At 39.0% G+C, this 14,059-nt stretch carries 11 protein-coding genes; all 11 read left to right on the plus strand.

The window, feature by feature from the left end:
* The first annotated feature begins 18 nt into the window (after window positions 1-18).
* The 11 genes from Q0K35_RS11405 to Q0K35_RS11455 all read left to right on the plus strand — a co-directional run bounded on the left by Q0K35_RS11405 (window position 19) and on the right by Q0K35_RS11455 (window position 14,040).
* On the plus strand, window positions 19-960 hold the full coding sequence (locus Q0K35_RS11405; RefSeq protein ID WP_294562987.1) for a MoxR family ATPase: 942 nt from the start codon (window positions 19-21) through the stop codon (window positions 958-960).
* Window positions 950-1,873: a DUF58 domain-containing protein gene (locus tag Q0K35_RS11410; protein ID WP_294562988.1), complete on the plus strand. Its 924-nt coding sequence runs from the start codon at window positions 950-952 to the stop codon at window positions 1,871-1,873. The genes Q0K35_RS11405 and Q0K35_RS11410 overlap by 11 nt, the downstream gene beginning before the upstream one ends.
* 1 nt (window position 1,874) lies before the next feature.
* Entirely contained in the window at window positions 1,875-3,986 is a 2,112-nt protein-coding gene (locus Q0K35_RS11415) for a transglutaminase domain-containing protein (protein WP_294562989.1), read from the plus strand.
* Window positions 3,987-4,034: 48 nt separating this feature from the next.
* Window positions 4,035-4,391, plus strand: a complete 357-nt coding sequence (locus Q0K35_RS11420; protein ID WP_294562990.1) for a hypothetical protein — start codon at window positions 4,035-4,037, stop codon at window positions 4,389-4,391.
* Window positions 4,392-4,443: 52 nt separating this feature from the next.
* Complete coding sequence (gene pepT, locus Q0K35_RS11425) at window positions 4,444-5,646, plus strand: peptidase T (RefSeq protein ID WP_294562991.1); 1,203 nt, start codon at window positions 4,444-4,446, stop codon at window positions 5,644-5,646.
* A gap of 53 nt (window positions 5,647-5,699) precedes the next feature.
* Window positions 5,700-7,838 carry a Tex family protein gene (locus Q0K35_RS11430; protein WP_294562992.1) on the plus strand — a complete coding sequence of 713 codons (2,139 nt, stop codon included), beginning with the start codon at window positions 5,700-5,702 and terminating at the stop codon, window positions 7,836-7,838.
* 122 nt (window positions 7,839-7,960) lie between these two features.
* Window positions 7,961-8,227, plus strand: a complete 267-nt coding sequence (rpsO, locus tag Q0K35_RS11435) for a 30S ribosomal protein S15 (protein WP_071442591.1) — start codon at window positions 7,961-7,963, stop codon at window positions 8,225-8,227.
* A gap of 84 nt (window positions 8,228-8,311) precedes the next feature.
* On the plus strand, window positions 8,312-10,453 hold the full coding sequence (gene pnp, locus Q0K35_RS11440; protein ID WP_294562993.1) for a polyribonucleotide nucleotidyltransferase: 2,142 nt from the start codon (window positions 8,312-8,314) through the stop codon (window positions 10,451-10,453).
* Window positions 10,454-10,499: 46 nt separating this feature from the next.
* Window positions 10,500-11,447: a D-2-hydroxyacid dehydrogenase gene (locus tag Q0K35_RS11445; RefSeq protein WP_294562994.1), complete on the plus strand. Its 948-nt coding sequence runs from the start codon at window positions 10,500-10,502 to the stop codon at window positions 11,445-11,447.
* Window positions 11,448-11,501: 54 nt separating this feature from the next.
* Window positions 11,502-12,767 carry a pitrilysin family protein gene (locus Q0K35_RS11450; protein WP_294562995.1) on the plus strand — a complete coding sequence of 422 codons (1,266 nt, stop codon included), beginning with the start codon at window positions 11,502-11,504 and terminating at the stop codon, window positions 12,765-12,767.
* Window positions 12,760-14,040, plus strand: a complete 1,281-nt coding sequence (locus tag Q0K35_RS11455; RefSeq protein WP_294562996.1) for a pitrilysin family protein — start codon at window positions 12,760-12,762, stop codon at window positions 14,038-14,040. Before Q0K35_RS11450 ends, Q0K35_RS11455 begins: the two co-directional genes overlap by 8 nt.
* Window positions 14,041-14,059: the final 19 nt, after the last annotated feature.

The raw sequence follows: 14,059 nt of genomic DNA on the forward strand, positions 1-14,059 counted from the left end.
AAAAAACAGGAGGGAAAGATGAGAGCGAAAAAAATAATTGATGAGGTCAACAAAGCTGTCGTTGGCAAGGAAAATGAGGTCAACAAGATCATGATGGCTATTCTGAGCAGGGGACATGTTCTGCTTGAGGATATGCCCGGTGTCGGAAAGACTACTCTGGCAAATGCTTTTGCGAAGGCTTTAGGCCTTGAATGGCGCCGAATCCAGTTTACACCGGATGTTTTGCCAAGCGATATCGTTGGCTTTAATGCTCTGGATCAAAATAGCGGTGAATTTGTATTACATAAGGGAGCAGTTTTCTGTAATCTTTTTCTGGCAGATGAAATCAACCGTACATCAAGCAGAACACAGTCGGCATTGCTGGAAGTCATGGAAGAAAACCAGATTACTGTAGATGGGGTTACTTTTCAGGCATATGATCCGTTTAATGTCATTGCGACCCAAAATCCTTTTGGTTCTGCCGGTACACAGCTTTTGCCTGAAAGCCAGCTTGACCGATTCATGATCTGTCTTTCATTAGGTTATCCTGATGCGGAAAGTGAAGTGGAGATTCTTCGCCGTAAGCAGCATCCCGAAAAGTATCAGATATCACAGGTACTTACAGCTGATGAGCTTTGCGAAATGCAGAAAGAGGTAGATCGTATATATGTTCATGATGAAATCATGAAATATGCCGTTCGTCTTGTTGATGCGACTCGTTCCCATGATCAGCTTTCTTTGGGAGCATCGCCGCGTGGATCGATTTGTCTGATTCAGATGGGAAAGGCAAACGCATATCTGCATGAGCGCAGTTATGTGATTCCACGAGATATTCAAGAAGTATTCTTTGATGTGTTAGGACATCGAATCGTATCTGCCAGTGCCCGTCATTCAAAGGAAAATGAGGTTAAAAGACAGATTCTTCAGGAAGTATTGAATTCTGTTCAGCAGCCTTCCCTGAGTGAGAAACATGCTGGCTAGACGCTTATTTGTTTTATTGTTAGCTTTTCTTCTTATCATTACGTTCCTTATAACAAGAGCCTATTATTTATTGCTGCTGATCGTGCTTTTGTTTTCATTGATAGTGATAAGTGTTTTCTGCATGCTCATGATGTATCGAAAGATCAGCTTTCAGTTTCTGCAATCAGAAAATGAAATGAATTTAGTATTTAGAGGAAAGGGCTTTTTTCCCGTTGGACGAATAAAAATTGAAATCGTCATAAACAATCTTTTTTTGGATACATCCCTTTCACAGTCAAAACAGTTTTTAGTATGTGGCGGCAGCGTTTATATACCTTTGGATGAATCACTTTTTCATTTAGGAAAATCTGTGATTTCCATCAAGTCGTGTCGGATCATTGATATGTTAGGCATCTTTTCAAAAAAGATACGTTGTCAGGAAAAAATGGAGAGCTTTTGTTATCCTTATATTGATGAATCGTATCGAAAATTGAATGCTCAGGTCAATGAGAAGTTGCGTAACTATAATCAGCAGAAAAATGAGGACTATGATATTCGGGAATATCGAGAAGGAGATTCTGTCAAGGATATTCATTATAAGGTCAGTTATCGTCAGTCGAAACTGATGATCAAGGATAAATATAAGGATGCAGGCCTCATGATGAAGCTGTTTTTAGATCTTTCGGGTGATGAAGAAGACTGCCGGCAGGTTCTTTCATATCTATATCAGTTTGTCTGTCATTTGACGATTCAGAAATCAAAATGTCAGGTGCAATGGTATTCAAAAAATAAATTGATGGAAGAAAAGATTTCTGATCTCAAAGAGTATGAAGAGGCATTACATACTATTCTTTCAAATCCAAAGGCAGATGGAGAAGATTTTGTTCATGCTGAATGGGTCATTACAAAGATGGGAATTGAAGGAGGCGAATAAGGTGGAAAAGAATGATCGGATCACATTTGTTCTTTATTGCATGGGATGTATGTTTTCGCCTTTGCTGCTTATCGTTCATTTCGGGGTCTTAGACAGTGCGTTGAGTGCATTTTTCTTGCTGCTTCTTATTTCTGTTTGTATTTATTTATTGTGGCATTATGTCAAATATAAATGGATTTGCTGGCTGATCTTGGCTGGCGGCATCGCTGTGGTGTTCATGAATCAGAGCATATTGATCGATGCTTTGATGTATGCATATAATCAGGTCGTAGAAACATATAGGCAATATACAGGATTGAGCTTTCAGAAATTTGATATCTATTTTTCCAGAAATCAAGTACAAATTGAAGTATTGCTTCTGCTTTCGCTGATGCAGATCTTTGTGTCGGAAATCATGTGCTTTCTTTTCGACAGAAGAAAACCATTTTTGATCTTTATAGTATCGTTGCTTCTCGTATCTCCTTCATTATTTTTTCAGATCCGTTTGAACTGGATATTGATGCTTTTGGTTTTTGCTTTCTGGTTCATGCTTTTTGTAACGTTTAATGATAAAAAGATATTGATCGATTGGAAAGCAAGAGGAAAACAGCTTTTGCTTGTAGGAATTACGGTCTTTGTCGTTTCAGGTGGATTTATGTTCGTACTGAGTGAAGCACGCTTCAAGGAAACAGCTTATAAGCCCTTTTCCATCGAGTCGCTTTTAGATCGGTTTAATTCATTGATTACCTTTTTTTCAACCCTGCAATTTGATGATGATGAGCTGGATCTGAACCTTGCAGGAAATCGATTTTATACAGGAGCCCAGCATCTTGAGGTGAGGCGCAACAGAAGGGAAGACCTTTATCTGAAATATTACAGCGGAGCCGTTTATGAGGATAATAGCTGGAAAGCCCTAAAGGATGAAGCTTATTCGGAATTAAGCGCTTCGGAGTTTGAACGTTCGTATGAATGGATCGTGAAATATGAGGTAAGCTCGGTGGATACTGAAAAAATTACGGTCACAGATCTGAGGTCAGGGAATGTTTTTGCGCCCATACCTTATTATCTTCGTTCGATAGAGGCTGATTACAGTATCAATCATGATATTTATATCAAGCTGGATCATAAGAATGATACGGTTGTCTATCAGGTATGGAATCCTAATACTGCTACCAATAATCGGAAATATGGAGAATATATCAATTTTGTAAATGAACATTACTTGGATATTCCAAGTGAGATTCAAAGCATCTTTAGAGATAGGATGGATCTGGCGAAAGCGACACTTTCTGTCGATGAAGCAACAAGTCGGATTTTATCACTGCTTAGTGAATACCGTTATACGCTGAGTCCGGGTGCTACTCCGGACGGTGAAGACTTTTTAGAGTATTTTCTTTTGAAAAATAAAAGAGGTTATTGTGTACATTTTGCGACTGCTGCAACCCTGTTGTTTCGTTATTATGGAATACCGGCCCGTTATGCGGAGGGCTATCATATTGATGCGTCATCCTTTGATTCATATATGAACGCAAAAGTCGTTGATTCTGATTCGCATGCATGGGTAGAAATTTTTGATCGAAATTATGGCTGGATTCCGGTTGAGGTAACCGTTGGCAGTACACAGGGATCTTCGTCTAATGATCCTGAGCAGCCTTCAAATATCCAAAACAATCGCCCGGATGATGCGACAAATAATTCTCCGAATAATCCTTCAGTGAATCAGCCGGATAATACACCGGATGATCCGATAGAAAATGGTTCAGAGGAAGTGATCGATCGGCAACCTGTATCATCTGTTTTATACGTGACCTTAACGATTCTGGTTTTACCGTTGCTGTTAGTGATCTATCGTATCGTTCGCCGTCGTTCATTAGTTGGGAAAATGAGCCAGAGGAATCGTCAGCAGGCTGTTTTTGAAATTTATCATTATTTATGCAGGATTGAAAAATACCGGCAGGTCAAGAATGAGAAAATACTTTCTTTATTTGAAAAGAATCGTTTTTCGGAAGAAGGGCTTGATGAAGAGGAATATCGTATTATGTTTGATTTTGTACAAGCATCTTCACTTGAAGTTTATCGTTCATTGCCATGGTATAAAAAGATGATTTATAAATACGTGAAATGCTTGATCTGATACTAAATTCCAACAATCTTTTTGCTTGATTTATTTTAAAATGCATTCATGAAAGATATGATCGCTTATAAAAATCACACAGAGTATGTGCATTTGCATTGCTGTTATCAAAATCTTTATGATGTTCTTTTAAGAGTTGATTTTCTTGATTTTATGGAAAGGATGAAACGACATCCGATGACCCATGAGCTGACGTGGGTACAAAGAATCACGTTTTTCTTCCATCGTCTTCATTATTTTATCTTTGAAGCGGATCTGGAGATTCTTCGTGAAGCCTTTGATTCGTTGCGCATGGCCTATCAGGAATTGAAGAAATTGGAGGCTGATGAGGAAATGCTGGCAGATTATGCGTGGATCTTAGAAAAAATGAAACAAATGATGATTGATAGGGGCCATCTTGATTGAAAGATGGTCTTTGTTTGATTATAATGAATGAAAAACAGAAGGAGATTAATTTATGAAAATTGAAGAAAGATTTTTGAATTATGTGAAATTTGATACAACTTCAGATCCGGCTTCTGAAACGGTACCTAGTACGATGAAGCAGAAAGAGCTGGCTCGATTCTTAGTGGATGAGTTGCATGAAATGGGCATTGAAAATGCTTATATGAATGATTTTGGTGAAGTGTATGCACATATTGAAGCCAATTGTGATATGAAGGAGAGAATTGGTTTTATTGCGCATATGGATACTTCTTCGGATTGTTCGGGGAAGGATGTTTGTCCCCGGATTATTAGAGATTATGATGGCAGTGATATTGAATTGAATCCCCGGGTGATCCTTTCACCGAAAGAATTTAAAAATTTATATCGGCATCTTCATCAGGATCTGATCGTCACTGACGGTAATACGCTTCTTGGTGGTGATGATAAGGCGGGAATAGCGATTATCATGAGCATGGCAGAGCGAATCATGGAAGATGAATCTTTGAAGCATGGTTATATCGGGATAGCTTTTACCTGTGATGAAGAAATTGGGCGTGGTGCGGATCATTTTGATTTACAGGCTTTTCATTGTGATTATGCTTATACGGTGGATGGCGGTGATATCAATGTCATTGCTTATGAGAATTTTAATGCCTGCGAGGCGGTTGTCCATGTACATGGGAAAAGTGTTCATCCGGGTGATGCCAAAGGAAAAATGATCAATGCTTCTTTGGCAGGAATGCAGTTTCATATGTGTTTGGATCCATTTAAAGATCCTGCAATTACCGAAGGATATGAAGGCTTTCATCATTTGACTGATTTTCAGGGAAAATGTGATGAAGCAACGCTTTCTTATATTCTCCGCGATCATGATGAAGATAAATTAGCGGCTATGATCAAGGAGCTTGAAAATGTTCGGGATTTTATGAATCAGCGTTATGGTTATGAAATCATTGATTTGGAAATACATGAGCAATATAAAAATATGAGAACTTATATTGAAAAAGATATGCGTTGTATTGATAAGGCAGTTAAAGCTTTGAAAGAATGTGGATTGCGTGGGGACAGTGAAGCGATACGAGGAGGTACTGATGGTGCCATGTTGACTTATAAGGGGCTGAATTGTCCGAATCTGGGAACCGGAAGTGAAAATTGTCATGGCAGATATGAATATGTGAGCATTCAAGATATGGATGTGATGACAGAGGTATTGATTAAAATCGTATCTGCATAAGTCAAGTCTTTTTATCGGTTAGTTTTCAGTTATAATAAGTATGGGTGAATAAGATGGAATTAGAAACAATAGCTCAAGAGCTGCAAATAAGAAAAGAGCAGGTAGAAGCAGCATTAAAACTGCTTGAAGAGGGAAATACGGTCCCTTTTATTGCTCGTTATCGAAAAGAAATGACACAGGGACTTGATGAGGAACAGATCCGCAGCATTTCAGAAAAATATACGTATCAGCAAAATCTTAAAAAGCGAAAGGAAGATGTGGCCCGCCTGATTGAAACTCAGGGCAAACTGACAGAGGAGATCAAACAGCAGTTGGACACTTGCGTGAAGCTTTCTCAAGTAGAAGATATCTATCGTCCTTATCAGCAAAAGCGTAAGACAAGGGCGAGCGAAGCGATATCGAAAGGCTTGAAGCCTTTGAGCGAGTGGATCTTAAAAAATAAAGATCATGACTTGACAAAGGAAGCAGAGAAATATATCAGCGAGCAGGTGACAAGCGTCGAAGAGGCCCTTCAGGGAGCAAGCGATATTATTGCGGAAATGGCAAGCGATCATCTTGAGATCCGTCAGAAAATTTATGATTCAATGATGCATTATGGAAGAATCGTAACCAGAGAGAAAAAGAAGCATGATGATGAAAAGAAGGTATATCGGATGTATTACGATTTCTCAGTACGGGCAGATCGTATCGCAAATCATAATATCATGGCAATCAATCGTGCTGAAAAGGAAAAAGTCATAACATGTGAGATCAGCTTTGATCATCAGTATTGTATCAATTATGCCATTAGAAAGTTTGTTCGTCATCAAAGTGAAGCCTGTAAAACGCTGATCGAAAAAGCGGTAGAAGACGGATGTATGCGTCTTGCAATACCAAGCATTGAAAATCAGATCCGCAGCGAGCTGACTGAACGAGCACAGGCAAGCAGCATGGATGTATTCTCGATGAATTTAGAAAAGCTTTTGCTTCAGCCGCCTTTAAAAGACAAGGTGATCCTTGGCTTTGACCCTGCTTTTCGTACCGGGTGTAAATTGGCGGTCATCAATCAGATGGGCAAGATGCTGGAGGTCAGCGTGATTTATCCGCATGAGCCGAATGCAAGAGTCAAACAAAGCAAGGAAGAGCTGAAACGATTGATCGATACATACCATGTCGAAGTGATTGCAATCGGAAATGGTACGGCATCCAGGGAAAGTGAGAGATTTGTTGCACAGTTTATCCAGGAATATCATTATGATATTCAATTTACGCTTGTCAGTGAGGCCGGGGCTTCGGTTTATAGCGCAAGCGAATTGGCACGCAAGGAATATCCTGAATTAAGCGTTGAAAAAAGAAGTGCGATCTCGATTGCCAGAAGGCTCATGGATCCGCTCTGTGAACTTATCAAAATTGATCCGGAATCAATTGGTGTGGGTCAGTATCAGCATGACCTTCCTAATAAAAAGTTAAAGGAACGATTGCACTTTGTCGTAGAAAAAGCGGTCAATCTGGTAGGCGTAAATATTAATACGGCAAGTGTTGAGCTTTTGAAAAATGTTTCCGGTCTGAGTGCTGCCAGTGCTCAGTCAATCGTGGATTATCGTGAAAATCATGGCAAGATCAAAAATCGCAATGAAATCAAAAAGATTCCTAAGATCGGTGCTAAATCCTTTGAACAGGCAGCGGGTTTTTTACGGATCATCGATTCGGATGAGGTGTTAGATAAAACTGCGATCCATCCGGAAAGCTATGAGCTGACCTATAAAATATTAGATGCTTTAAAGATGGACAGCAGTGATATTGGCAGCGATAAAATCAAAGAAGCCTTGAAAAGCTGCGATGAGAATAAGATCAAAAAGGATACAGGCTGTGATGATTATACATGGAAAGATATCTGTGATGCCTTATCTTCTCCGTTAAGAGATTATCGTGATTCATTTGACAAGGTATTATTAAAAAGTGATATCCTGGAGCTGTCTGATCTGAAAATAAATGAAAAATTGCAGGGAACTGTACGCAATGTCGTTGATTTCGGTGCTTTTGTCGATATCGGCTTGCATGATGACGGTCTTGTACATATTTCTAATATGTCAAAAGAAAAAATATCACATCCATCTCAAATTGTCAGCGTAGGAGATATCGTTGATGTCTGGGTTAAAAAGATCGATGAAGAAAAGCAAAAGGTACAGCTTACGATGATTGAACCGATTTAATCAAATAATGATTGCGGTCGATAAAAAAATATGATATTATACTAGAGGTTTCATTCTGTGATAGTTGAATCCTCAGCTTCTATCTCGGATTGGAACGACGATGAAACAGGAGGAAATTAAAAATGATCAGTAGAGAAGAAAAAACAAGAATCATGCAGGAATTTGCCACTCATGAAGGTGACACAGGTAGTCCTGAAGTTCAGGTAGCAGTATTGACAGCTAATATCAATAACCTGACTGAACACATGAAAAAGCATAAGCATGATTATCATTCACAGCGCGGTTTGCTTCAGATGGTAGGTCATCGCCGTAATCTTTTGGCTTACTTAAAGAAGAAGGATCTGAACCGTTACAGAAATCTGATTGAGAGATTAAATTTAAGAAAGTAGTGAAAAGACATCGAAAGATGTCTTTTATTGTTTCAAATATGATAAAAATATGATAAGATAGACAAGGAAAATAGAGGTGAAAGAATGGCTAAACATACATATAGTTTAGATTTCTGTGGTCGGGTGATCACAGTTGAAACAGGCGAGCTTGCAAAGCAGGCAGGAGGATCTGTTTTAGTACGTTATGATGATACAGTTGTTTTGTCAACAGCAACTGCCAGCAAACAACCCAAGGAGGGAATTGATTTTTTTCCGTTAACTGTTACGTTTGAGGAAAAACTTTATTCCGTTGGAAAGATCCCTGGGGGTTTTTTAAGAAGAGAAGGGCGTCCAAGCGAACATGCTACTTTGACGGCTCGTATGATTGACCGTCCGATTCGTCCGCTGTTCGCAGAAGGCTTCAGAAATGAGGTTCAGGTCGTAAATACAGTATTATCTGTCGATACCGATGTAACACCGGAGATGACAGCAATGTTCGGAGCTTCTTTGGCATTGTGCATCAGCGATATTCCTTTCAATGGACCGATCGCCGGTGTATATGTTGGTTATGTAGATGGTGAATATATTATTAATCCAACAGTTAAAGAAATTGAAAAAAGCCGTATCTTATTAGCGGTAGCAGGGACTTCAGAAGCGATTAACATGGTGGAAAGCAGTGCCAGCGAAGTCAGTGAAGATGAAATGGTCGAAGCCATCATGTTTGGACATGAATACATTAAAAAGCTTTGTCAGTTCCAGAAAGAAATCATACGTGACTGCGGTAAGGAAAAACGTGAGGTAGTTTTGTATGGTATTGATGAAGATTTGAATCGTGAGGTTCGTGATTATGTACAGGACCGTATGGTAGAAGCTGTACGTATTCATGAAAAATTAGAGCGTTATGGAAAGATCGATGATCTGGAAGCTGAAACCGTTGCGCTTTATGAAGCAAAAGAATATGCAGATGAAAAAGAAAAGAATCAGGTATTGAAGCAGGTTCATGAAATCTGTCACAATATCGTCGTAGAAGAGGTTCGTCGTTTGATCACCGTCGATAAAATAAGACCTGATGGCAGAAAGATCGATGAAGTACGTCCTTTGAATTCTCAAGTGGATCTTCTGCCTCGTGCTCATGGCAGTGCTTTGTTTACAAGAGGTGAAACACAGGTACTTTCTGTATGTACCTTAGGACCTGTCAATGATAATCAAATCGTTGATGATCTTACAGAAATCGAAACGAAACGTTTCATGCATCACTATAACTTCCCGCCATATTCTGTTGGTGAAGTAGGACGTATGGGTTCTCCGGGAAGACGAGAAATCGGGCATGGTGCTTTAGGTGAAAAGGCATTGAGTCAGGTTCTGCCTTCGCTGGAAGAATTCCCATATACGATTCGTGTGGTTGCAGAGGTATTGGAATCCAACGGTTCAAGTTCACAGGCATCGATCTGTGCCGGTACAATGGCTCTCATGGCTGCAGGTGTTCCTATAAAAGCACCGGTGGCCGGTATTGCGATGGGACTTGTGAAGGAAAAAGAAAACTATACGATCCTAACAGATATCCAAGGTATGGAAGATCATTACGGAGATATGGATTTCAAGGTTGCCGGTACTAAAAACGGCATTACTGCTTTGCAGATGGATATCAAAATTGATGGAATCACCCGTGAGATATTGACGGAAGCTTTGGCTCAGGCACATAAGGGTCGTGAGCAGATCATGGAAAACATGATGGGAGCTATCAGTGAGCCACGTAAAGAAGTAAGCAAGTATGCACCAAAGATCTATCAGATGACGATCTCACCTGAAAAGATTCGTGATGTCATAGGTCCTAGCGGAAAGATGATCAATCAGATCATCGCTGCTTGTGATGATGTGAAGATCGATATTGATGATTTTGGACATGTTGTGATTTATCATACGGATCTCGAACCGATCAAAAAGGCTGCAGATATGATCAGCAATATCGTGCGTGAAGCAAAAGTAGGGGAAATTTATGATGCGAAAGTCGTGCGTCTTGAAAAATTCGGTGCTTTCGTGGAATTGTTCCCGGGATGTGACGGATTGCTTCATGTTTCCAAGATTGCTCATGAACGAGTTGAAAAGCCTGAGGATGTCTTGAAGCTCGGCGATATTGTGAGAGTCAAGGTCATGGAGATCGATGATAAAGGAAAAGTCAATGTATCTCGCAAAGCCTTGCTTGAGAAACCAAAGCCTAAAAAGGTGAATAAGGAAGCTGCTGAGTAATCATGAGATTTGCGTTTAGCGCAAATCTCTTTTCAAAGGAGAAAGTATGAAAATAGTAATACAAGATCGATTGAATGAATCAGAACGGGAATTATTAGCAAAGGGACTATCAAAGCATCATTTAAAATTTGTTCGGAAATTATCTCAGGAAGATATTGATGATGCCCAGATCATTTTGGGAAATCCGACACCTGATTTAAATATCAAGAAAAAACATCTTAAGCTGATTCAGCTAAGAAGTGCCGGAAGTGATACATTTGTAAAACGAATATATCCGGATACGGTTCTTTGCAATGCCAGCGGCTGCTATGGCATTCCGCTTAGTGAACACGTTTTGGCACTGCTTTTAGCTCTTTCTAAAAATATACCGACCTATGTACATCAAATGGATCAGGGATTATGGAAGAATCTGCATCAGGGCAAAGAAATCTATCATTCACAAATTGCTATTGTGGGCTGTGGTGATCTGGGTACTCAGACGGCTAAAAGGCTGCAAGCCTTTGACTGTCATATCACCGGTATCAAGCGAAGAAAGACAACCGCTTTAAAATATTTTGATGAAATAAAAACAATTGACCAGCTGGATGATGTATTAGGCGATATGGATACGGTCATTCTCTGTCTGCCGCAAACAGAAGAAACATCTTCACTTTTCAATAAAGAAAAGCTGCTTAAGATGAAAAAAGATGCCATCCTGATCAATGTAGGAAGAGGAAGTGCCATTGTTCATGATGATCTTGTTGAAATCTTGCCATATCATCTTGGCGGGGTTGGACTGGATGTGACTGACCCGGAGCCGCTTCCTGCTGATGATCCATTATGGAGAAATGATAAAGTGATGATCACTCCTCATAGTGCCGGTGGCTTCATATGGAAAAGCACAAGAGAAAGATTTATTCAGCTATGTATTGAAAATGTTGAACGAATCAGCGAAAATCGTCCGTGTCTAAATCAGGTGGATTTGGATACGGGTTATCGAATAAATGTAAATTGATTGAATATTGTGTTAAAGTATATAGGATGTTTATACTAGTAGGGGAGGAATTTTATGATCAAAACGATTGCCGAAGGTGTTAGCTTGAATTATATTCAAAGCAAAAAATTCAAGGACATCTGTATATCTATCAATTTTATCAATAAAAATGAAGAAAAAAAAGCAACAGAGAGATCGCTGCTGGCAATGATGCTGGTAGATCGATGTGCCCGCTATGATACCAAGAAAAAGATGAATGAGGTCTGTGATCATTTATATGGCTGTACATTAGGAAGCCGTACCGTTACATATGGAAAAGCTCATTGCGTAGAGATTCGCAGTAAAATCATCAATCCGCTCTATATTCATGAAAATCACAATATTTTAAATGACTGGTTAAATTTTATCAGCGATATTTTATTTCAGCCGCTGATGAAGCATGAAAGTTTTGATGCTGATCTGTTTCAGGAAAATAAAAATATCTTGATGTCGAAAATCAAGCGTAAAGAGGATGATGCTCAAAGCTATACGATCATGAAAGCATTTGAGATAGCAGGTAAGGATCAGCCGCTCAGTATTCGGGTGAGAGGAAGCAAAGAACTTCTTGAACAACTCCAAGCGGAAGATATGGTTTCTTGTTATCATTCAATGATGAAAGAGGATCAGATTGAAATTATTGTCTGTGGTGATCTTGATGAAAATGCTTTTGTCAAGCTGATTACACAAAAGTTAAGTTTTAGTGATAGAAAAGCTTGTTATGAAACTTATTATCTTTTAAAATCACAGGAGTGTGGAATAAGCAGGGAAGAGAAAAATCAGCCTCAGACAAATATCGCAATGGTCTATGCGACAAATGTAACGGTAAAGGATGCTGATTATCCGGCATTGAAAGTTGCGAATGGCATCTTAGGTCAACTGCCAAGCAGTTATCTTTTCCAGGTCGTCCGTGAGCAAAATTCACTATGTTATTCCATATCCTCCAATCTTATTTCTTATGATGGTGCCTGTCTGATCTCGACAGGTATTGAGGAAGAAAATATAGATAAGACGTTGCGTCTAATCCAAGAACAGATCCAACGCTGTAAGCAGGGAGATATCAGTGATGAGCTTCTTGAAACTACTAAAAAGATGCTGGTCGGGGCATTGATGAATTCGCTTGATGAGATGAGCAGCATCATCGGTTATCAGTTGGGAAATTCCATATTAAAACGCAAATATCCGATCGAAGAAAATATTCAAGCAGTATCTGCTGTTACCAAAGATGATGTAGTCAGGGTGTTTCAGAAGATGACGCACGTTGCCACTTTTATATGTGCTTCAAAGGAGAAGGATTATGAATAAGGTTGTATCAAATAAATATCAGGAATGTTATTACGAAACAACATTAGATAATGGGTTAAAGGTAGTTATCTGGCATAAGGAAGGCTATGAAAAAAGCTTTGCGATCATGGCAACGCCCATGGGAGCTTTTGATGTATCGCAAATAGATTCAAAAGGCAATGAGTTTGAATATCATTCAGGCGTTGCTCATTTTCTTGAACATAAGATGTTTGAATCCCGGCATCGTGATGTTATGGAAGATTTTTCTAGGATGGGTGCAAATGTGAATGCAACTACAACATATGATATGACCTGTTATTATTTTCAAACAAGTCATGATTTGAAGGAGCCTCTTAATCTGCTTCTTGATTTTACCCAAAGCCTTGACATCAATGAAAAAAGTGTTGAAAAAGAGAAGGGAATCATCATTCAGGAATTGAATATGTATCAGCAGATGAGTGATTTCCGTCTTGTCAGGGAGAGCTTTGCGGCACTTTATCATGAGCATCCTCTAAAAAATGATGTCGGAGGTACGATCCAAAGCGTTACGGAAACCACTTTGGATGAATTAAAGCGTTGTTTTAACAACAATTATCATCCACATTCAATGATTTGTGTTGTAGTAACCGGCAAAGATCCTGAAGAGGTCATGAAGATCATCGAAGAAAATCAGTCTAAGAAGAAATTCGCCAGCATCAATACCGCAAAACGTAAATATGTTCATGAACCCAAAGAAGTGGTCAAAGACCATGTTTCATTTGAAATGGATATCAATCGGCCAAAAGTCAATCTTGCTTTTAAATTAGATGGCATTGCTGATCCGAAAGAACGCTGTCGGACAGAAATTTATCTGCGTTTTTATTTTGATGCATGGTTCTCGTCCATCAATGATGAATATCAGAAATGGCTGGATCAGAAAATTATCAACGATTTCTTTGGATATGAGTTTGATTTTGGCGAAGATTACGGTTACTGCATGCTTTACAGTGAAACAGATAAAACAGAAGAATTTAAACAATTGGTTTTTGACCAGTTGAACAGGATGAAGAATACGCCTTTGAAGAAAGAGGTATTCGATCAGCTGAAGCGAAGATATTATGGTGAAAATATCCGGGAATTGAATGATTTTGAAGGTATTGCCATTACTTATATCCGTAACTATTTCAATCAGCTTTCTTACTTTGAAATTTATGATTTAATAGAGAATGTAACCTTGGAAGAAGTTCAGAAAGTGATGGATAAACTGGATCTAAGTCATTTCTCATTTATTGAATGTCTACCATTTAGAGGCTAAGGCCTCTTTTTTTATAATA

This window comes from uncultured Traorella sp. (assembly GCF_944327115.1).
Taxonomy (GTDB): Bacteria; Bacillota_I; Bacilli_A; order Erysipelotrichales; family Erysipelotrichaceae; genus Traorella.